This window comes from Desulfobacula sp. (assembly GCF_021107415.1).
On the sequence record NZ_JAIOSW010000163.1, the window covers coordinates 1 to 19,649 of the forward strand.

General features: G+C 41.3%; 17 protein-coding genes and 2 pseudogenes. 11 read left to right on the top strand and 8 right to left on the bottom strand.

All coding sequences use genetic code 11. The features are described from left to right. Positions 1 to 762: response regulator (locus tag K8S13_RS08915; RefSeq protein WP_291462042.1), on the top strand; the 762-nt coding region annotated here is incomplete at its 5' end. 30 nt (positions 763 to 792) lie between these two features. After that, the gene (locus tag K8S13_RS08920; protein ID WP_291462044.1) at positions 793 to 1,383 is read left to right on the top strand and encodes a HAMP domain-containing sensor histidine kinase; all 591 of its coding nucleotides are present in this window, start codon (positions 793 to 795) and stop codon (positions 1,381 to 1,383) included. A gap of 79 nt (positions 1,384 to 1,462) precedes the next feature. Here K8S13_RS08920 and K8S13_RS08925 read toward each other — a convergent pair whose 3' ends face one another. Further along, the gene (locus tag K8S13_RS08925) at positions 1,463 to 3,196 is read right to left on the bottom strand and encodes an NAD-dependent malic enzyme (protein ID WP_291462045.1); all 1,734 of its coding nucleotides are present in this window, start codon (positions 3,194 to 3,196) and stop codon (positions 1,463 to 1,465) included. 206 nt (positions 3,197 to 3,402) lie between these two features. Next, positions 3,403 to 4,413: pseudogene (locus tag K8S13_RS08930) on the bottom strand (integron integrase). 172 nt (positions 4,414 to 4,585) lie between these two features. Here K8S13_RS08930 and K8S13_RS08935 point away from each other — a divergent pair. The 6 genes and pseudogenes from K8S13_RS08935 (at position 4,586) to K8S13_RS08960 (ending at position 8,568) form a co-directional block, all read left to right on the top strand. After that, on the top strand, positions 4,586 to 4,765 hold the full coding sequence (locus K8S13_RS08935; protein WP_291462047.1) for a hypothetical protein: 180 nt from the start codon (positions 4,586 to 4,588) through the stop codon (positions 4,763 to 4,765). 32 nt (positions 4,766 to 4,797) lie between these two features. Continuing rightward, on the top strand, positions 4,798 to 4,971 hold the full coding sequence (locus tag K8S13_RS08940; protein WP_291462049.1) for a hypothetical protein: 174 nt from the start codon (positions 4,798 to 4,800) through the stop codon (positions 4,969 to 4,971). A 206-nt stretch (positions 4,972 to 5,177) separates the two neighbouring features. Then, positions 5,178 to 5,557, top strand: a pseudogene (locus K8S13_RS08945) (type II toxin-antitoxin system RelE/ParE family toxin). An 8-nt stretch (positions 5,558 to 5,565) separates the two neighbouring features. After that, complete coding sequence (locus K8S13_RS08950; protein ID WP_291462051.1) at positions 5,566 to 5,871, top strand: helix-turn-helix domain-containing protein; 306 nt, start codon at positions 5,566 to 5,568, stop codon at positions 5,869 to 5,871. A gap of 588 nt (positions 5,872 to 6,459) precedes the next feature. Next, on the top strand, positions 6,460 to 7,866 hold the full coding sequence (locus K8S13_RS08955; RefSeq protein ID WP_291462052.1) for a CoA-binding protein: 1,407 nt from the start codon (positions 6,460 to 6,462) through the stop codon (positions 7,864 to 7,866). A gap of 30 nt (positions 7,867 to 7,896) precedes the next feature. Next, a complete protein-coding gene (locus tag K8S13_RS08960) occupies positions 7,897 to 8,568 on the top strand; it encodes an acetate--CoA ligase family protein (RefSeq protein ID WP_291462054.1) in 672 nt (223 codons plus the stop codon). On the opposite strand, the gene K8S13_RS08965 is transcribed toward K8S13_RS08960, so the two are convergent. The 3 genes from K8S13_RS08965 to hutU are packed head-to-tail and all read right to left on the bottom strand — an operon-like array spanning position 8,549 to position 12,932. After that, complete coding sequence (locus K8S13_RS08965) at positions 8,549 to 9,937, bottom strand: reductive dehalogenase domain-containing protein (protein WP_291462056.1); 1,389 nt, start codon at positions 9,935 to 9,937, stop codon at positions 8,549 to 8,551. The genes K8S13_RS08960 and K8S13_RS08965 overlap by 20 nt on opposite strands. 29 nt (positions 9,938 to 9,966) lie before the next feature. Further along, complete coding sequence (gene hutI, locus K8S13_RS08970) at positions 9,967 to 11,220, bottom strand: imidazolonepropionase (protein WP_291462058.1); 1,254 nt, start codon at positions 11,218 to 11,220, stop codon at positions 9,967 to 9,969. Next, entirely contained in the window at positions 11,217 to 12,932 is a 1,716-nt protein-coding gene (hutU, locus tag K8S13_RS08975; protein WP_291462060.1) for a urocanate hydratase, read from the bottom strand. The genes hutI and hutU overlap by 4 nt, the downstream gene beginning before the upstream one ends. A gap of 130 nt (positions 12,933 to 13,062) precedes the next feature. Between hutU and hutC the strand changes: the two genes are divergently transcribed. The 3 genes from hutC (at position 13,063) to K8S13_RS08990 (ending at position 17,486) form a co-directional block, all read left to right on the top strand. Beyond that, positions 13,063 to 13,782 carry a histidine utilization repressor gene (hutC, locus tag K8S13_RS08980; protein ID WP_291462061.1) on the top strand — a complete coding sequence of 240 codons (720 nt, stop codon included), beginning with the start codon at positions 13,063 to 13,065 and terminating at the stop codon, positions 13,780 to 13,782. A 4-nt stretch (positions 13,783 to 13,786) separates the two neighbouring features. Then, a complete protein-coding gene (gene hutH, locus K8S13_RS08985) occupies positions 13,787 to 15,319 on the top strand; it encodes a histidine ammonia-lyase (protein ID WP_291462062.1) in 1,533 nt (510 codons plus the stop codon). A 211-nt stretch (positions 15,320 to 15,530) separates the two neighbouring features. Further along, entirely contained in the window at positions 15,531 to 17,486 is a 1,956-nt protein-coding gene (locus K8S13_RS08990) for a PAS domain-containing sensor histidine kinase (protein ID WP_291462064.1), read from the top strand. A gap of 35 nt (positions 17,487 to 17,521) precedes the next feature. Here K8S13_RS08990 and K8S13_RS08995 read toward each other — a convergent pair whose 3' ends face one another. From K8S13_RS08995 to K8S13_RS09005, 3 genes are all read right to left on the bottom strand, one after another. Next, positions 17,522 to 18,250 (bottom strand): UPF0280 family protein, encoded by a 729-nt coding sequence (locus tag K8S13_RS08995; protein ID WP_291462066.1) that lies wholly within the window; start codon positions 18,248 to 18,250, stop codon positions 17,522 to 17,524. Next, positions 18,243 to 19,412 (bottom strand): HD domain-containing protein, encoded by a 1,170-nt coding sequence (locus tag K8S13_RS09000; protein ID WP_291462068.1) that lies wholly within the window; start codon positions 19,410 to 19,412, stop codon positions 18,243 to 18,245. The genes K8S13_RS08995 and K8S13_RS09000 overlap by 8 nt, the downstream gene beginning before the upstream one ends. 8 nt (positions 19,413 to 19,420) lie before the next feature. Beyond that, the coding region (locus tag K8S13_RS09005) for a P-loop NTPase (RefSeq protein WP_291462069.1) at positions 19,421 to 19,649 on the bottom strand (229 nt) is incomplete at its 5' end.

Below are 19,649 nucleotides of genomic sequence, written 5' to 3' on the forward strand. Positions count from 1 at the left end.
GAGGAAGGATGTGATGTTGAGATAGCAGAAAACGGTATCAAAGGGTTGGAAATGATTGATGAAAAACATTTTGATATCATTTTGCTGGATTTAATGATGCCGGGAATGTCCGGCTTGGATGTTCTGACTGATGTGAAAGCCCATCATCCTGATACGGTGGTGATCATTATTACCGGGTATGCAACCCTTGAGCATTCTATTGAAACAATGAAAAAAGGGGCCTTTGATTTTTTATCAAAACCTTTTTCACCCACGGAATTAAGACTTGTTATCGCCAAGGCCATTGAATCTATACGAACGCTCCAGGATATTGCAACGGAAAAATCCCGAATGAGGGTCATGATCAATACCTTGAGCAATGGTGTTTTAACAACCGATAACCAGAAAAAGATTGCCCTGGCAAATCCGGCATTTTTAAAGATGATTGGCTGCAGAACGACTTCTGTTATCGGGCATAAGGTATCTGAATTTATAAAAGATTCCAGGTTGCTGGATATGATAGATCAGGCCATTCAGCAGCCAGAGGATACATTTTCAGAAATTACCGATGAGATTGCCATGCCCTTTTCAAAAGAAGACAAGGATATGATCATTGGCGTCAGGTGTATTCCGTTTCGGGACCGCCTTAACAGGAATTTAGGATCTATTACTGTTTTCAACGATATCACGGCCTTAAAAAAGATTGATCAGTTAAAATCGAATTTTGTTTCCATGGTTGCCCATGAAATCAAGAGTCCATTGAATTCTATCCTGATGCAGTAAAATGTTGTCCTGGACGGGTTGGCAGGGGATTTGACAGAAAAACAAAAAGAGATACTGCAAAGAACTTCTGATCGAATCAAATCTTTAACAAAGCTTTCAGGCGAGCTTCTGGATCTTTCCAAAATTGAATCAGGGTTGATTAATCAGGAGAGAGAAGAACTGGACCTCATTGCGCTTATAAAAGGCCAGGCTGAGTTTTATCGGGATAAGGCAGATGCAAAATCCATTCTGTTGACGGTTAAAGAGACCAAAAAAGAAATTCACATGATGGGGAACCGGATAAATATAGAAGAAGTGGTGTCTAATCTAATATCCAATGCAATCCGGTATAGCCCAAGTGGCGGACAGATAACCGTATGGGCTGATGAGAAGAGTGATTGTACAAAAATTGTGGTTTCAGATACCGGATTTGGAATCGAGAAAAAAGAATTGGAACATATTTTTAAGAGATTTTTCCGCGTGAAAAATGAAACAACAAGATATATTAACGGAACAGGTCTCGGCCTTGCCATAGTGAAAAGTATTGTTGAAGCTCACCACGGAACCATTGAAGTGGAAAGTGAAGTAGGTAAAGGCACCTGTTTTTCCATTTATTTCCCAAAATCCGAATATAAAATTTAAGCTGTTTGCAGGGAAAAATAAAGGATTCTGCAGCCCGTCACCCAGACACAGGTAACGGGCTGTTGGTATTTAATAAATATTAAACCTGATCATAGTACCTGGGATTCCAGCACATTTTATCCACAAGGGTGTTCAATCGTTCAGGATCATTATTGTGCTTAAATTTTGAGAAAGCACAATCCTTCTGGGTGATATTGGCTTTAATGGCTTCTGCGCCGACTCTTTTGGCAACTTCAAGAGAGACTTCTCTGAATTGATCCAGAGGGGGACACAGGATACCATTTGTAATATCTTCTTCACTGATAAATTCAGCAACCGCATGGGCTGCTGCGGAAAAGAAGATCGGCAGGACTTCAGTTGCACCGGATGCCACGACACCAAGCCCTACACCCGGGAAGACAAATGAATTGTTCATTTGACCGATTCTATGGTCTTTGCCATTGTGGTGGACGGGATCAAAAGGAGAACCGGTGGCCACAAGGGCTTTGCCGTCTGTCCATTCAAAGACGTCTTTGGGAATCGCTTCTGCCTTTACGGTAGGATTGCTCAATGGCAGAATAACCGGTCTGCCGGTATTCTCACCAACGGCCTCAACAATTTCTTTTGTAAAACATCCGGGCTGTCCCGAGGTGCCGATCAATACCGTCACTTTTTCATTTTTAATAATATTTAGAAGTGTATTGTCTTTCGGTGTTTTTAGCCAGGCAAGTGTTTTTGGATCTTTTGAAAATTTTATTTTGTAGGGTTCAAGGTCTCTATCAGAGGTGACAACCCCTCTTGAATCAAGAGTAAAGATTCTGGCTATGGCTTCTTTTTCGCCCATTCCCTGTTCCACAAGTTCAGTCTGAATCTGGTCTGCAACACCAACACCGCCGGCACCGGCACCGTGAACCAGATAAACCTGATCAGTCATTTTTTCTTTTTTTACTTTCATGGCGGCAAGGATTCCGGCAAGGACAACGGAACCGGTTCCCTGGATATCATCATTAAAGGAAATCACTTCATTATAATATTTATCCCGAATGGTAAAAGCTGTTTGTTTTGAAAAGTCTTCCCATTGACATAAAGCCAGGGGAAAAATCTTTTTAAAAGCAATTACAAATTTTTCGAGAAATGTGTAATATTCTTCTCCTGTGAGGCGTTTGTGCCGCCAGCCAAGATAATTTGGATCATTTAACAATTCTTCATTGTCCGTTCCCACATCAAGGGATATGGGAAGACAGTGCCAGGGGGCGATCCCTGCACCCTGGGTGTAAAGCATCAGTTTTCCAAGGCAGATGGGAAGTCCACCGGCACCCTGGTCGCCAATTCCAAGAATTCCCTGGTTGTCTGTTACAACGGCTATCCTGATATCCTGATCCGTATAGTTACGCAAAATATATTCTGCATAATCAATATTATCCGGGAAAAAATGGATACCATTTGCCCTTCGGTATATTGCAGAATATTGCTGGCAGGCAAGACCGACTGTCGGGGTATAGATAATGGGCAAAAATTTTGTAACATCGCTTGCAATGACGGCATGGGCAAGAATCACATTCCTGTCATAAAGGCTTCTGATATAAATAAATTTTTCAATTTCATTCTTTTTTTCTTCAATGACTTTAAGGCTTGTTTTGATCTGATCTTCAATGGTTTTTACCCGTGCCGGCAGAAAGCCGCTGAGTTTAAGCTTGATTCTTTCAGCAATCGTAAAAGCCGTGCCTTTGCTGATATTATTGAAGCGAAGGACGTCAGAACCTCTTAAGTTAATCTGCACTCCCAGGGTTTCTCCAAACTCTCCATACACAAACTCGTAATGATTAATTTCCATAGCTATAAAATTTCCTTATATTAGAATTTTATTAAAAGATATCTACAAAAAAAATAATGGAATGTATAGTATCATAAATTTATCAAAAAGGTAAAAGAGAAATGAATGATTTTTATTAGTTAAAAAATATTCACATTGTATGATAGTGTTCCGCTATATGAAACAAAAAGGGCAAGATTTGGAATGACTTCATCGATAAGGCGGAGCTATGCACCTTCCAAACCCTGCAAGGTATCCAGAGGACTGACCACAGCATTGATATCCTTTTCCATGACATAGGTATAAATTTCTGTAGTCTTTACATTTGCATGCCCCATCAGATCCTGTACTACTCTAATATTGACACCATCTTCCAACATATGGGTGGCAAATGAATGACGAAATGTATGGCAGGTAACATGTTTATTGATTGCAGCTTTTTTTGCAGCGGTTTTTATTGCTTTTTGCAGCCCTGATTGCTGGATGTGATGACGTTGTTTTATATCGCTTCTTGGATCAATTGAAATTTTTTTGGATGGAAACAGGTATTGCCACATGAATTCTTTTGCTGAACTTTTGTATTTATTTGCCAATCCCAAGGGGAGATATACGCTGCCATATCCTTGAGCAAGATCATTTTGGTGAAGCTCTTTGACCTTATCTACCTAGGAATGAATATCACCCAGAATAGTTTTTGGGAATTGAACAATCCTGTTTTTACCGCCTTTTGCCGCATAAATATAAATCTTGTTTATTCCAAAATCTATATCTTTGATTCTCAGGCGTAGACACTCCATGAGCCGTAATCCGCAACCGTAAAGAAGTCGTGCCATTAAAAGATTATTACCTTGCAGAAATGATAAAATTCTGACTACCTCCTGCTTGGTCATCACAACGGGCGGCTTTTTCATATTTCTGGATTTTACGGGCGCAATTTTTTCATCAATATTAATATCCAAAACTTGTTTATACAAAAAAATAATAGCATTCAATGCTTGTTTTTGTGTAGCAGCAGATACCGAACGTTTGACTGTAAGATAGCTTAAAAATTTCTCAATCTCATTTTTCCCCATTTCTTTGGGATGTTTCTTTAAATTAAAAAACTTCAAATATTGAGAAATCCATCTGCAATATGTTTCTTCGGTCCGGTATGCATAATGATGATAGCGTAAAACCTGTCGAACCTGATCCATGAGTTTTAATGATGAATCAGGCTTGAATTTTTGATTGACTTCCATGGTTCCATATTGTATTGATAAAGAAAGAAAAGTCAATAGAAAGTTTTCTATTTTTATAATAATATTATCTCAATAGAGAGAAAAACTGTCAACTGTATATAGGCAATAGATAGAAGCATTTCTATTTATTTACACTGTTAGCCTTTCGATTATCCAACTTGGAGGTAAATAATTGGCCACAGAAATTTGCAAGCAATATCTTGATGCACTTAATGAAGGTAGTTTAGAAAAAGTTTTATCGCTTTTTGATCCTAATGCAACGGTTGATTCTCCATTGTATGGAGAAATACCTGCTACAACATTTTACACCGACCTTTTCGCTGATACTAATAGGTCAGAGACTATCTTCTAAATATCTTCGATTCCATTAGCGGAAATTCCTCCGTGGCATTACATTTTCATTACATCTGGACGCTTAAAAACGGGAAAATAGTTGAATTTGAGTGTGTAGATATTTTTGAAATCACACCAGATAGAAAAAAATTTGCTAAGCTTAAAATCATCTATGATACAGCACCAGTTCGTGCTGACTTTAGCGAGAGTAAAGCTTCAAATTAAAATGGCTAACAAAACGCCGGAGCAGACCGGGGACTACTGAGCGGCTCCCAAAAATTTCGGCTTTAACATAAATTTTACCATGCAGAGTTTGCCGGCATCAAGCCCCCGGCAGCTCAACTTAACGTTTCTGCCGCAAGATTTAAACTATTAAGAAATTTTTCAAATACACCTTGGAAACTATAACACACTGTGATATAGTATAATCTATGAAGAGGTTGTCAACTAAATGGTTCAAAAAATGGGCCAAAAAGATAAAATTAAGCAACCAGAGCTTACTTGATTCTATAAATGATTTAGAAGCAGGCTTGTCAACAGTTGATTTAGGTGGACATCTATTCAAAGTACGAGTTAAGTTAAGAGTAAACACATCGGGAAAAGTTCCAGCTATAGAACGCTCATTGTTTTTAAAGCTGAAGACAGAGCAATATTTCTTTATGGATTTAAAAAAAATGAAAGAAGTAATATTAGCAAAAGCGAATTACAGTATTTTAAGATATTATCAAGTGATCTTTTAGCATTAGATTCGAACCAACTTGCTAAAGCTATATCAACAAAAGTTTTATTTCATTTGGAGGACATCGGATGAGAAAATCAATGAAAGAAGCAATTGGAACAACTGTTCAAGATATGATTAGATCGGGAATCAATTCCTCGTTCACACAAAAAGATCTTAATGCCCTCGGAATCAAAATCCCTGAAGTTGCAATTACAGCGGCACAAATAAAAGGAATTAGAGAGAAGAGACATTTAAGCCAAACAGTATTTGCTCAGTTATTAAATGTCAGTCCATCCTCGGTCAGGCAATGGGAACAAGGGAAAAGGATACCAAGTGGTTCTACTAAAGTATTGCTTGAACTACTTAATAGGTCTCCCCATATTCTTGATTATAGAATTAGTTGAAACTCCAACTGTATTAATTGGCTTTAAAATTTTTTACATGGATTCATGAACTCTCATTCTAAAAATTTTAACTATGTTGGCTACAAAAATTATATTGAATGGATACGTGAAAACAGCAGTTAACAAGCCGCTCATCGTGCCAAGATAAATCCAAAACCTTGGGACAAAGATAGAAAACGATCTTTTAAAATTGGTTGATATTACCTAGTGGGTAGCTCGTGTGTCAGCAGTATTTTTCCCTTGCAAGGCTTGCCTTGGCACTGGAATTAAGAGTAAATCCCACCAAGCCAAAGCTTAGCCGGCAGGCTTGTAATGAACTCCGAGGACAAATCCGGAAACGGGAGTCCGAAGCCGGGGGGATCAAGAATGCAGGGTCTGTATGGAAGTCTTAGCGGAACATAGTACCGATGCTGGTATATTTTTTTTTATACCAGTGAGAATGTGGGGAAGTGAAACCTTAGCGAACCCAATGCGTGAGTTGACCGGGGTGGCGGACTTTTCGGTATTCATAGGCATGAAATATAAATAGATGTTATACATATAGAACAATAAAAAGGATCGATTCTTTTTGGAGGAATAGCAAAATTAATGGATAAAATTGTATTATTGAAAAGGCTTTTAAATCCTAAAAAGATAGCCGTGATAGGGGCATCAAAGTCTAAAAATAAAGTCGGGGGTATTGTTTTCAGAAGATTATTGGATTCCCGGAGGCGGTTGTTTCCGGTAAACCCTAAAGAAATTGTTATTGAAGGGCATAAGGTCATCCCCGATATCCAGTCCTTGCCAAAAGACATTGATCTTGCCATCATCACCATTTCTGCAACCGCTGCAGTAAAGGCTGTGGAAATGTGCATTGAAAAAGGGATTCCAAACTATATCATTGTTGCCGGCGGGTTTGGCGAGGTGGGCTCCAAGGGCAGGGAGCTTGAAGAAAAATTAACAAACCTGGCAAGAGAAAAAAATGTCAATATCCTTGGCCCCAATTCATTGGGGATATTTTTGCCGGATGAAAATATTGATACTATCTTTGTTGAACATGGGGACAGATCCCTTGACAGAAAAGGCAAGATTGCCTGTATTGTTCAAAGTGGCTCGGTGGGTGTTGAAGCCCTCGGGTATGCATCCAATACCGGCTATGGCATGCGTGCTTTTGTGGGTTTAGGGAACAAGTGTGACCTTGATGAAATTGATTTTCTTCAATATTTTGCCCAGGATGAAAAGACAAATTGTTTGGGATTTTATCTTGAAAATATTGAGAGGGGCAGACAATTTTTAACGGCTGCCAAAGAGGTGGCCAGGGAAAAACCTGTGGTTGTTTTAAAGGCCGGAAGGACGCATACGGCTGCCTCGGCAGTCAGTTCACATACAGGAAAACTTGCCGGCTCTGATAATGTTATCAGTGGCGCTCTAAAACAATTCGGGATTCAGCGGGTTTATGATGATGAAGAGTTTTGTGATGCCACCAAGGTTCTTTCCATGCTGTCAGATGCTCCGGGGAATCGGGTGGCTGTTTTAACGGCTGCAGGAGGTTACGGGGTGATGTGTACGGATTTTATCGAAAAAAGAGATATACGGGTACCCCTGAAAATGGCAAAACTTTCCAAAGATACCCGAAAACGGATTAAAGAGGCCACTTTTCCATTTACAGCTTGTGAAAATCCTGTGGACATAACCGCAAGCGCAGATGACAGGATGTTTTCCGGGAGTCTTGATGCCTTGATCGAGGATGATGGGGTGGATATTATTATCTGTATCACCTTTTTTGCACCCCCGGGAATTTCTGAAAATCTAATAGATATCATTTCTGAAAAAATAAAAAAATCCAATAAACCTGTGATTGTATTCACCAAGTATGGGCCCTTTACAGACAATAGTATTAAAAATTTATACTATGCCGGTGTGGCAGCATATCCTTCGGTGGGAAGAGCGGTCCGGGCTGCTCGTTTTCTGGTGGAAAGAACAAAGATAAAACAGCGGCTTGACCAGAAAGCTTAATCAGAAAGCTTAATCAGGAGGCATAGCAAGATGGAAAAAAAACTGAAATGCTGGTTTGAAACCCTTGGTGATAAAGAAAAACCCGATGAATTTGATGCCAAGCAACTGGTCAAGCTCTATTCGATTAAGGTGCCCAAAGGGAAAAGGCTGGGACCCAAAGATGAACTTAATATCGATGACATCAAGCCTCCCTATGTATTGAAGGTCTGTTCTTCAAATATTCTGCATAAGACAGAACTTAAAGGAGTGCTGTTAAATAATGACAAAGAGTGTATTCAGGATAATTTCAAACTCATGCGAGCCCGGTTTCCCAAAGAAAATATCCTTGTTGAAAATCAGAGCACTTATAGGGGTCCGGAGTTTATTATCGGGATCATCAAAGATCCGGCCCTGGGTCATGCCGTGATGGTTGGGGCAGGCGGGGTTTTGACTGAAATATATAAGGATACGGCATTCAGGCTGGCCCCTTGTTCTGTGAATGACGCAATGGATATGATTGATGAACTGGTTTTATCTCCTGTATTTGATGATTTTAGAGGGATAAGTCTTGATAAGAGAAAACTTGCCCAAACGATTTCGCAGGTCTCAACGCTGGCTGATGATCTGGGCGATAAATTAAGTCAGCTGGATATCAATCCAATTGTTTTCAGTGACGGGGAATGGATCGCTCTTGATGTCAAGGTTATGTTTGCCGAGAAGTAAATATGTTTTCAGGATTGGTTTTGGCAATTTTTCTGTACCTTCCATAAAGCAAATCATCCATAAAAAGTGCAATCTTCTGGTTCAGGGAGTTCCGGGAAATATAAAACCGCACGAACTTATGAATTAATGTATCGGGTTTGGTATACGGGCAGACAGAAATACAGAACCCGCAGTCAGATCCGATTGTTTTCCAATAAGAGAAGCATTTTTCCTGGTGTATGGACCAGTGCCTGAAATTACGACTGTAAGGCTCGTCATCATGGGTAATGGAGCCTGAGGGACAATTATCCGCACATTTTTTACATATTTTACAAAATGCTTCCATATTCGAGGGCTTTGGGCGGACAGAATCCGGTAATTCAAGGTCTGTCGTTACAACGGCGAGCCTGACACAGGGACCGTGAACTCTGTGCATGAGAATCCCCATGCGACCCAGTTCACCAAGGCCTGCTTCAACCGCTATGGGAACACATAGTGTTTCATAATTTCCATCATTATGGGCTCTTGCCTGGTATCCGAAATTTCTGATATACCCGGCCAGGATATTGGATATCTTTGCTGCTTCCACATATTTCTGGGCAGATTCCTGGAGCACACAACTTGTTGGCCCGTTTTTAATCATTTCAACCCGCATGGGGATCACGATGGCAATGGCTGTTTTATAGGTCTGGTCGGTTTTATCCCCCCAGTTTTTTGCATGCCTGCCTTTATGGCTGTAAAAATGATAGGGCTTTAATTGCAAGAAACCCACATCACAGGCACCGTAAAATTCAGTAATGTCAGTTATAGCCTTACAAAATTGAACCGGATCTATGGATGTTTTCTGTTCAGCTGTTTCTCCTGCGGACAAAGGGATGGATTTTTCAAGATATTCAAAAGCCGCCTCGTAGCAGGGGGCTGTATACTTATCATGATAGAGTTGTTCCTTTTCCCCGAATTCAGGCTTTTGATGGATTTGCCTGTCCATTGATTCTTTTTCAGGACGCATGGCATAATATTTTTCCATCAATTTTGGGTGATGCTGGAGATTATTCCTGGCAAATATATTATCTCTTTCATCATATTGCTCTGCTTTTGAGAGGTCTCTTTGAAGGGATTTGTCTGGGAAAAATCTCATTAAAGATATAAGGCTGAAGAGAGCAAGGCCTGATATAATAAGGATATTTGTAATTTGAAAAGCAGGTGATGCCCGGAGAAATCCTATCCAGAGAAACCCTGTCCAGAAAAGGCCGTTCAGTATAAAAGAACCCAATGCAATGACACCTGCCCGGTATTCTTTTTCATTAAAAGAGGATATGCCCAAAATCAGGAAGAAAAGAGATGATCCAATTAAAATGGCCCCGTTGATGAATATCAGTATGCCCGACATGGAATTGCTCCGTAAAATTTATTAGTAATTCAAGTTGTCTGGTGTATCCTGCCCTTTATCATCACCACGTCAATGGGTGTTAACCCGGCAAGATAGCAGAGATCTTCCGGGGTATCAATATCCCAGACAACAAGATCAGCATCTTTGCCTGGTTCAATGCTGCCTTTTGATAGTTCAAGACCAAGGGCTCTTGCGCCATTGATGGTGGCGCCAAGCAATGCTTCTTCACAGGTCAGGCCCAACAGCATGCAGGCCATATTGAGTATGAGTGTCATGGAATGAACAGGGCTGGACCCGGGGTTCAGATCTGTTGATACAGCCATGGGAATTTTAAGATCTCTGAAGGTATCCACGGGTGGTTTTTTTGTTTCCTTTAAAAAATAGAATGCACCGGGCAGAAGAACAGCTGCAACATTATGCTGTGCCATTTTTTTTGCCCCTGACAAGGAAAGATATTCAAGGTGATCACAGGACAGGGCATTAAATTCTGAAGCCAGGGCGGCACCGTTGGAATTGGATAACTGCTCGGCATGAAGCTTGATATTAAATCCAAGATCCTTTGCCGTTTCAAAGACCTTTTTTGTCTGGGTCAGCGTAAAGGCAATGGGCTCGCAAAATGCATCCACTGCAGTTGCAATTCCTTGGGCTTTCACCTCCGGCAGCATGGTTTGGGTCACAAGATCAATATAGCCGTCCGGGTTGTTGGCAAATTCAAAGGGTAGAGCATGAGCCCCTAAAAAAGTTGCCTCAATGTGTAAAGGAAATTTTTTATCTAACAGCTGGATAACATCAAGTGTTTTTAATTCGGTTTCAAGGTTGAGCCCATAACCGGATTTAATTTCAAGGCTTGTGATGCCCTGTTTTAACAAAGCATCCACCCGTTTTGATGCCAGGATGAATAATTCCTCTTTTGAAGCGTTTCGGGTGGCTGTGACCGTGGAGGAAATACCGCCGCCTTTTTTTGAGATCTCTTCATAGCTTGCGCCATTGAGTCTCATTTCAAATTCATTGGATCTTGATCCTGCCCAGACCAGATGAGTATGACACTCTACAAATCCCGGCAGGATCCAGCCGTTATGGCAATCAATGACTTTTGGACCTTTGGTTTTTAATAGATCCGGCACTTCTTTTTTTTTGCCAATCCATGAAATGGTTTTCCCGGTGATGGCCAGGGCAGCATTTTTAATGATAGAAAGGGCATTGTCGGCCATGGTGGCAACATGGCAATTGATAAAGAGCGTATCAACTTTATCGGGCAGTAAGGTTTCCATGATTTGTGTCATAGGAGGTCCTGATGCATATTAATCATGGGAAGTTTGACGTTCTTTGTGTTTGCTACATTAATGGCGCTTTCATAGCCTGCATCTGCATGGCGGATGATGCCGGTACCCGGATCATTCCGAAGAACTGTGGTAACCCTTTTTTCAGCTTCAGGGGTTCCGTCTGCCACAGTGACCTGGCCGGCATGAAGGGCATACCCGATTCCGACCCCGCCGCCGTCATGAAAGGATACCCATGTGGCGCCCGATGCTACATTTGTCATGCAGTTTAGCAGCGCCCAGTCTGCCACGGCATCCGAACCGTCTTTCATGGCTTCGGTTTCCCTGTAAGGAGAGGCAACCGAGCCGCAGTCCAGATGATCTCTGCCGATGACGATGGGGGCCTTAACCTTTCCATCTCTGACAAGATTATTGAATAGTTTACCGGCCTTTTCCCTCTCACCATACCCCAGCCAGCAGATTCGCGTGGGAAGTCCCATGTGTTCCACTTTTTCCCCGGCCATTTTCAGCCAGTTAATCAGTTTGGTTTTTTCCGGGAAAAGCTTAATGAGTTCTTTGTCTGTCACCTTTATATCTTCAGGGTCGCCGGAAAGGGCAGCCCATCGAAAAGGTCCTTCGCCCTGGCAGAAAAGTTCCCTGATATAGGCAGGAACAAATCCAGGATAATCCATGGCATTGTCGACGCCTCGTTTCATGGCCTGGGCTCTTAAATTGTTACCATAATCAAAGGCAATGGCCCCTTTTTTTTTCATTTCAAGTATGGCTCTTACATGGTCTGCCATGGAGTTCAAAGCCATATCCTTATATTTTTCAGGATCGATTTTTCTTAAAGTTAAGGCATCTTCAAAGGACAGCCCCTGGGGGAAATATCCGTTGAGTTCATCATGGGCACTGGTCTGGTCGGTGATAACATCGGGAATAAATCCCCTTTGTATCATGGAAGGAAGTATATCCACTATATTTGCACAAAGTCCGATGGAAAGCGGCTTGCCCACCTTCGCAGCTTCTCTGGCTTTTGAAATGGCTTCATCAAGGTTTGACACTTCAATGTCCAGATACCGTTTTTCAAGCCTTTTTTTGATCCTGTTCTTATCAATCTCAATGCAGATGGCAACACCATTTGCCATGGTGACCGAAAGGGGCTGTGCACCCCCCATGCCGCCAAGCCCTGCTGTGACGATGATTTTTCCGGTCAGATCTGAATTGTAGTGCTTTTGTCCCAAAGAGGCAAATGTCTCATACGTACCCTGGAGGATTCCCTGGGTACCGATATATATCCATGAACCTGCTGTCATCTGGCAGTACATGATCAGGCCTTTTTTGTCCAGTTCATGGAAGGTATCCCAATTGGCCCATTGGGGGACAATATTGGCATTGGCAATCAGTACCCTGGGTGCGCTTTTATGTGTTTTTAACACACCCACCGGTTTTCCCGACTGAACCAGCAGGGTTTCATCGTTTTCAAGATCCAGCAGGGTTCTGACAATGGCGTCAAAACATTCCCAGTTTCTGGCAGCTTTACCAAGGCCGCCATAGACAATCAGTTCATCAGGATTTTCAGCATTGTCAGGATCAAGATTATTGCAAAGCATACGCAAGGCTGCTTCCTGATACCATCCCCTACAGTGAAGCTGGGTGCCTCTGGGGGCTCGGACAGGGCGGGCAACGCCACACCCGATCTTAAGATCCTTTAATAATTTTTCTTTATTATCCATTATTTTTCTCCCAATATAGTTGACATTTGTTTTTGAATTGGATACTACTTGTCTATACAAGTATAGATATGATGTCAAGTTATTTTTAATTTATAATAATTTCAATCTTAACAGGCAGACAGGAAAACCCATGGCCGGATCAGAACAAGTATTTGCCTTGTACGACAAAATCAAAAAAAGTGTTGTAAAGGATATTGAATTGGGAAAATTAAAGCCCGATGATAGAGTGCCTTCGGAAACTCAGCTTGCGAGAATTTTTAATGCGTCAAGAATGACGGCAAACCGTGCTTTAAAAGAACTCACGGAAGAAGGCCGGATTGTCAGGGCCCAGGGGGTTGGCAGCTTTGTGGCAAGACCCAAACCCGATGTGGCTCTTCTTGAAATTAAAAGTATTGCAAAGGAGATTAAGGACTGGGGCGGGGTGCATTCTTCACAAATTATGGTATTAAAAGAAGAAAAGGTGACAGAACAAATTGCACAAAATATGGATCTTAACCTGGAGGATACTATTTTCCATTCCATTATTCTTCACAAGGACAGAGGAATGTGTGTCCAGTATTCCGAACGTTTTATCAATCCTAAAGTGGCCCCGCATTATCTAAGTCAGGATTTTAAAAAGATTACACCCAGTGAGTATCTTTTGGAAGTAGCCCCGATACAGGAGGCAGAGCATATTATCGAGGCTGTAACCTGTAAAAGTCAGATCCAAAAATGTTTGAAAATACAACCGGATGAGCCGTGTATATCGCTTAAGAGACGCACATGGTCCTTTGATGTGGTGGCAACCTACAGTATCATTATCTCTCCGGGATCAAGATATAAACTGAAGGGTAAATTTATAAGAGGATAAAAAAATGAAAAATCAAATTGTTTTAAATGGGAGTGATTTTCTTCTTGAAGATCTGATTGATATTGCAAGAAATAATGTTGGTATTAAAATCTCTATTAACTCTGAATCCAGAATTAACAAGGCCCGAGACCTGATCGACAAGTGGGTAAAGGATGGAGAAAGAATATATGGGGTTACCACGGGGTTTGGCGCTTTGTCAGAGGTTACCATTTCCTTACAAGATACAAAAAAGCTTCAAAAAAAGATCTTGTTCAGCCATTCGGCAGGGATTGGCAGACCCATGGAAGAAGATGTGGTCAGAGCTATGATAGCCTTGCGTGTAAATGATTTTTGCCGTGGCAATTCAGGACTGAGGCTTGAGACCATTGAAAAACTGGCCCGGATTTTAAATGCAGGCATTGTGCCGGTGGTGCCGGAAAAAGGCTCTGTGGGTGCAAGCGGAGATCTTGTTCCCATGGCACATCTTGCCCTTGTGTTGATCGGGGAGGGGGAAGCCTTTGTTAATGGTCAGAGAATGGCAGGAGCCCGGGCATTAAAGGAAAAATCAATCAAACCTCTTGAGCTTGCAGCAGGAGAGGGACTTGCGCTGATCAATGGCACACAGTTCATGATTGCTCTGGGGTGCCTTGCCCTCCATGATGCTTTAAATCTTTGCAAGCATGCAGATATTGCAGCCGGCATGAGCCTTGAAACCCTTATGGGAACCAGGTCTGCATTTGATCCAAGGATTCACAATGCCAGACCCCATACAGGCCAGATCAAGGCCGCAAGCAATATGCTCAGAATTACGGAAAATTCAGAAATTATTTCCTCCCATCAAGACTGTTCAAGGGTTCAGGATGCCTATACCTTAAGATGTTCACCCCAGGTCCATGGCGCTTCCTGGGATGCATTCGATTATGTGGACAAGGTGGTCAAAGTGGAGATGAATTCATCTACTGAAAATCCTTTGATTTTTCCGGAATCAGAAGAATTCATTTCAGGTGGTAACTTTCACGGCCAGCCCCTGGCCCTGGCCTGTGACTTTTTAAGCATTGCCATAGCCGAACTTGCCAATATTTCAGAGCGACGGATTGAAAGGCTTGTAAATCCGCAGCTATCCGGCCTTCCTGCATTTCTCGTGGAAGACGGCGGGCTCAATTCTGGATTCATGATTGCCCAGTATGTAGCCGCCTCACTTGTTTCTGAAAATAAAGTCCTGGCCCATCCTGCATCGGTTGATTCTATTCCTACCTCTGCAAACAAGGAAGATCATGTCTCCATGGGGGCCTTTGCAGCACGAAAGTGCCGGGATATTGTCGCAAACACTGAAGAGGTCATCGCCATTGAATTATTATGTGGTGCCCAGGGAATTGACCTGTTCACCAACATAAAAGCTGGAAACGGCACCCTGGCAGCTTATGAAGTCATCAGAAGCAAGGTTGATTATATGAAAGAGGACCGGGTTCTTTCGGCAGACATAGCCAAGGTAAAGGAGTTACTGAGGGCCGGCAGTATTGTAACGGCAGTTGAAGATAAGGTGGGAGAGTTGTATTAAGGTGACCCTGAAATGATTTGTGCTTATATCTCAAATACGATGGGAGTTTTAATCTGAAAATTAATTTGTGTTGCACTACTTCATGTAGTATAGTAATTTTTTTTTAAATTGATCAGAATATCTAAGGATTTTTTGTTTTAATAAAAATGCATATTAAAGGCAGGTACTCCGTCTCGAGGATACGTCTATTTCACATCAAATGAGATTGCATATGGACAAGAAACCCACTTATAAAGAGTTAGAAAAAAGAATTCACAAATTAGATCAGGCAGAAGTTAAGCGCAAACGGGCAGAAAATGCTTTGCATGAGGGTGAAGTTAAGAACAGGGCACTGCAAAAAGCTACATTCGAAGCATTGTTTTTTTCAGACAAAGGGGTTTGTATTGAAACAAATACTTCTGCCAGCAGGATGTTTGGTTACAAGCATGAAGAGCTTATTGGAATTTTTGGTACGGATATAATTGTCGATGAATTTAAAGATATTGTCAAAGAAAGAATGATTTCCGGGTATGATAAACCTTATGAAGCAATGGCACAAAAAAAGGATGGCAGTAAATTCTGGGCAGAATTTCATGGAAAAATGTTTGATTATCGGGGAAAAAAGGTAAGAGTTACTTCTGTTCGAGATATCACCGAAAGAAAGCTGGCCGAGAGCATCATTCAAAAAGAGAGAGAAACTCTATCTATAATTCTTGAAAGCACTCCCCATGGAATTGCGATGATTGACAATAACGGCCAATACCACTACATAAATTCTTATTTTACAAAAATTACCGGATACACACTAAACGATATTCCCACTAAGAAAAAATGGTTTGAAAAGGTCTATCCAGATGCAGATTATAGAAAGAAAGTTGCTGATACATGGGAAAAAGACAATATCAAACAAGGCATGGGAAAGAATCAGGAATTTACGATCAGATGTAAAAATGGCCAGTTCAAACACATAGAATTCAGATCTACCTTTTTAAAAGATCAAACAATTAGTGTTCTTACAGATATTACTGATCAAAAAAAGCTTGAAATTCAACTCCAGCAATCGCAAAAAATGGAAGCCATCGGCACCCTTGCCGGTGGCATTGCCCATGATTTTAATAATATCCTTTTTCCTGTTTTAGGCCATACGGAAATATTGATGATGGACATACCTGACGATAGCCCGACACACGACAGGCTGAAAAAAATTTATTCCGGTGCCATAAGAGCCAGAGATCTAGTAAAACAGATCCTTACGTTTTCTCGTCAAGATAGTTTTGAACTCAAAATAATGAAGCTGCAGCCAATAGTCAAGGAGGTATTAGACTTCATCAGATCTACAATCCCGACCACAATAAAAATCAGGCAGGATATCAGCAGTAATTGTGGGGTTGTTAAAGCAGATTCTACGCAAATCCATCAAATCATAATGAATCTTACAACCAATGCGTATCATGCCATGGAGGAAACCGGCGGGGAATTGACTGTGAGCCTGAAAGAAATTAAATTAGGCAAGTATGAGGTAATAAGTCCTGATAAGGGGCCGGGCACTTATGTCTGCCTTAGTGTAGCAGATACAGGCGTTGGTATGGATAAAGAATTGACAAAAAAGATTTTTGACCCTTTTTTTACCACTAAAGAAAAAGGTAAAGGCACAGGAATGGGACTTTCTGTTGTACACGGTATTGTTACAAGCATGAATGGAATTATACAGGCCTATAGCAAACCGGGTAAAGGGACGAAAATTGTTGTTTATTTCCCAGTGGAAGAAAGGGCTTTTGAAAAGCAAAATACTCAAACGAAAGAACCCATCCAGGGGGGTACTGAGAAAATTCTGCTTGTGGACGATGAAGAAGCCATCGTTACAATGGAAAAACAGATGTTCGAGCATTTGGGATATCAGGTTACTTCATACACCGGCAGTATTGAAGCTCTTGAGGCTTTTCGAGCCAACCCTGACAAATTTGATCTGGTCATCACTGATATGACAATGCCAAACATGCCTGGAGACCAATTCGTGGCTGAATTGATGAAAATACGTCCTGACATACCGATATTGCTTTGCACAGGGTTCAGCGAAACTATGTCAGAAGAAAAGGCAGCAGCTTTGGGTGTTAAAGATTTTTTAATAAAGCCAATTGTGATGAAGGATTTTTCCGAGAAGATACGTGAAGTTCTGGATAATTGTTAATAAAATTCTGTTAGAAAGAGTTAAAAAAATTCCAGTTACACAGATAAGTTGACAATCGTAAGATCTCCCCACAAACCAATATGGTCGCCTTTAATAATTACGATTCCCCGAACTCCTGGTATGGCTTTGCCGGCATCAATGGCATCTTTAATATCAGCCGCTTTTTTGACCCTGTTGCAAAGCTTGGTGGCCACAGCATCTGCCAAAGGGCATGAATCAGACAGCACGGTGGCTGCATCTGCTTTGCCAAAGCTTTTTGAATGCCCCAGTGTGCCGGAAGAAGTGCACAAGCCATATGGGGTATCTCTTTTTTTAATCAGGATGCCCGAGGTCATACTGAAAGGAGAATTAGCGGCATAAATATTGAAAATGGTTTCAGAGTCGGATTTAATAAAAACATCTCCCCCATTTTCAACCAGTACTTCACCTGTATATGCTAATAATGATTTTCCTGTATATTCTGCCACAGCACCAGCCACTGCCGCCATGGGGCCGACATCGGCCAATTGTCCCGCCTTAATCATATCTTTGATTATTTGGGGTGCCGGGCCCAGGTTTTTTAGGGGGGTAAGGGATTTTGCAAATTCAGGGTAGAGTTTTATATAGGTCTCAATAGTGTTTCGACAGGTTAATACCGATTTTATTGCCTTATCTGTCAGGTCGGTTTGGGCCTGGATATTCAGGTTGGTCTCTTTTACCGTGATATCAAATGAGAAAAATCCATTTTTTTGATGTTGCTTTCGATAGGTACGATTTTCAAACATTTTCAATGGAATCCGGTTTTAAATGATCCGGTGCCTGCCGGATGAAATAGGAATCTGTCATGCCGGATATATAGTCCCTGACAATTTCAGCATTTAAAGTGTTATCTCTGTATCCGGAAGACATGCCATTTAAAAAATCAGTAAAAATAATCGATTCTTCATTTTTTTTTTCAAGAGCTGTCAGATATTTTTCAAACAAAAAACAAAAAATATCCTCAATGGAAGATAAATGTTTTTTAATAACAGGGTTCTTATAAATATGCTTGTAATTAAATGCCTTCAGTTTTTTTAAAGCAGAAGAAATTTTATCGGAAAAGCTGATGAAAGGTTGATGCAGGCTGTTTGAGATCAGGTCGGTCACAAGATTAAACACAATGGTGCCGTTTGTCTGGCCAAGAACTTTTTTACACATATCCGGTATGTCCTGCCTTTTCACCAGACCCAGGCGGATGGCATCTTCCAGGTCCCGTCCGATGTAACTAATCGTATCAGCCATTCTTACCACACAGCCTTCCATGGTCATGGGGATCTCATCGCAGGCCTTCTTTTTTTTCATGGCCGCCATTATGACGTCAAAATCTTTAAATGATCTGTTTTTTTGAGGAACGAGTTGTTTTGAGTGTGCTTCGCCATTGTGGCAGATAATGGCATCCATAGTTTGAAGGCTTAGATTCCAGCCAATTCCATTTTTTTCGATCCTGTCTAGAAACTGGATGCTTTGAAGGTTATGATGGAAAAAGCCGGCACCATGTTCATGGGTCAATTTTGAAAGAAACCGTTCACCATCATGTCCGAACGGGGCATGCCCGATATCGTGGCCAAGGCTTGCTGCTTCAATGAGGTCTTCGTTCAATCCCAGGTATCGGCCAATGGTCCGCCCAACCCTTGAAACCATTTGGACATGGATTACCCTGTGGGTGAGATGGTCATTATTGATTAGAGAGAAAACCTGGGTTTTATCAATATATCTTGTAAAGGCAAGGGAGTTTAAAATCCGGTCGGAATCTGCAGAAAAGGCTTGACGGTATTCATTCTCAGTGAATTTTTCTTTATGCCGTCTTTGGGCGGTATGACTGAAACAGGCCAGGGAGCAAAGATTTTCTTTCTCTCTTAGATTAAGAAGGTCTTTTAACTCCCTGGCTTTTATAAAATTGTCATTCAATAGTGTATTTACAATTGTTTAAGGATTTTTTCCACTATAGTATCAAATGCTTTAGTAAATTCAGTTTCCTTGTCCTGGATCAGCATGGGAACACTACTGTCCCCGGAGGTGACCACCTGAGTGTCAAAGGGAAGAGAACCTAGAAATTCAAGACCTGAGTATTTTGCCGTCTTTTCACCGCCGCCTGAGCTGAATAAGTCAATGGGTTCGTTGCAGTGAGGGCATTTGAATCCTGCC

Bases quoted from the DNA above. Each gene is read 5' to 3' on its own strand.
- K8S13_RS08925 (WP_291462045.1), bottom strand. From the start codon at position 3,196: ATGGAAATTAATCATTACGAGTTTGTGTATGGAGAGTTTGGAGAAACC.
- K8S13_RS08950 (WP_291462051.1), top strand. From the start codon at position 5,566: ATGAAAGAAGCAATTGGAACAACTGTTCAAGATATGATTAGATCGGGA.
- K8S13_RS08955 (WP_291462052.1), top strand. From the start codon at position 6,460: ATGGATAAAATTGTATTATTGAAAAGGCTTTTAAATCCTAAAAAGATA.
- K8S13_RS08960 (WP_291462054.1), top strand. From the start codon at position 7,897: ATGGAAAAAAAACTGAAATGCTGGTTTGAAACCCTTGGTGATAAAGAA.
- K8S13_RS08965 (WP_291462056.1), bottom strand. From the start codon at position 9,937: ATGTCGGGCATACTGATATTCATCAACGGGGCCATTTTAATTGGATCA.
- hutI (WP_291462058.1), bottom strand. From the start codon at position 11,220: ATGACACAAATCATGGAAACCTTACTGCCCGATAAAGTTGATACGCTC.
- hutU (WP_291462060.1), bottom strand. From the start codon at position 12,932: ATGGATAATAAAGAAAAATTATTAAAGGATCTTAAGATCGGGTGTGGC.
- hutC (WP_291462061.1), top strand. From the start codon at position 13,063: ATGGCCGGATCAGAACAAGTATTTGCCTTGTACGACAAAATCAAAAAA.
- hutH (WP_291462062.1), top strand. From the start codon at position 13,787: ATGAAAAATCAAATTGTTTTAAATGGGAGTGATTTTCTTCTTGAAGAT.
- K8S13_RS08990 (WP_291462064.1), top strand. From the start codon at position 15,531: ATGGACAAGAAACCCACTTATAAAGAGTTAGAAAAAAGAATTCACAAA.
- K8S13_RS08995 (WP_291462066.1), bottom strand. From the start codon at position 18,250: ATGTTTGAAAATCGTACCTATCGAAAGCAACATCAAAAAAATGGATTT.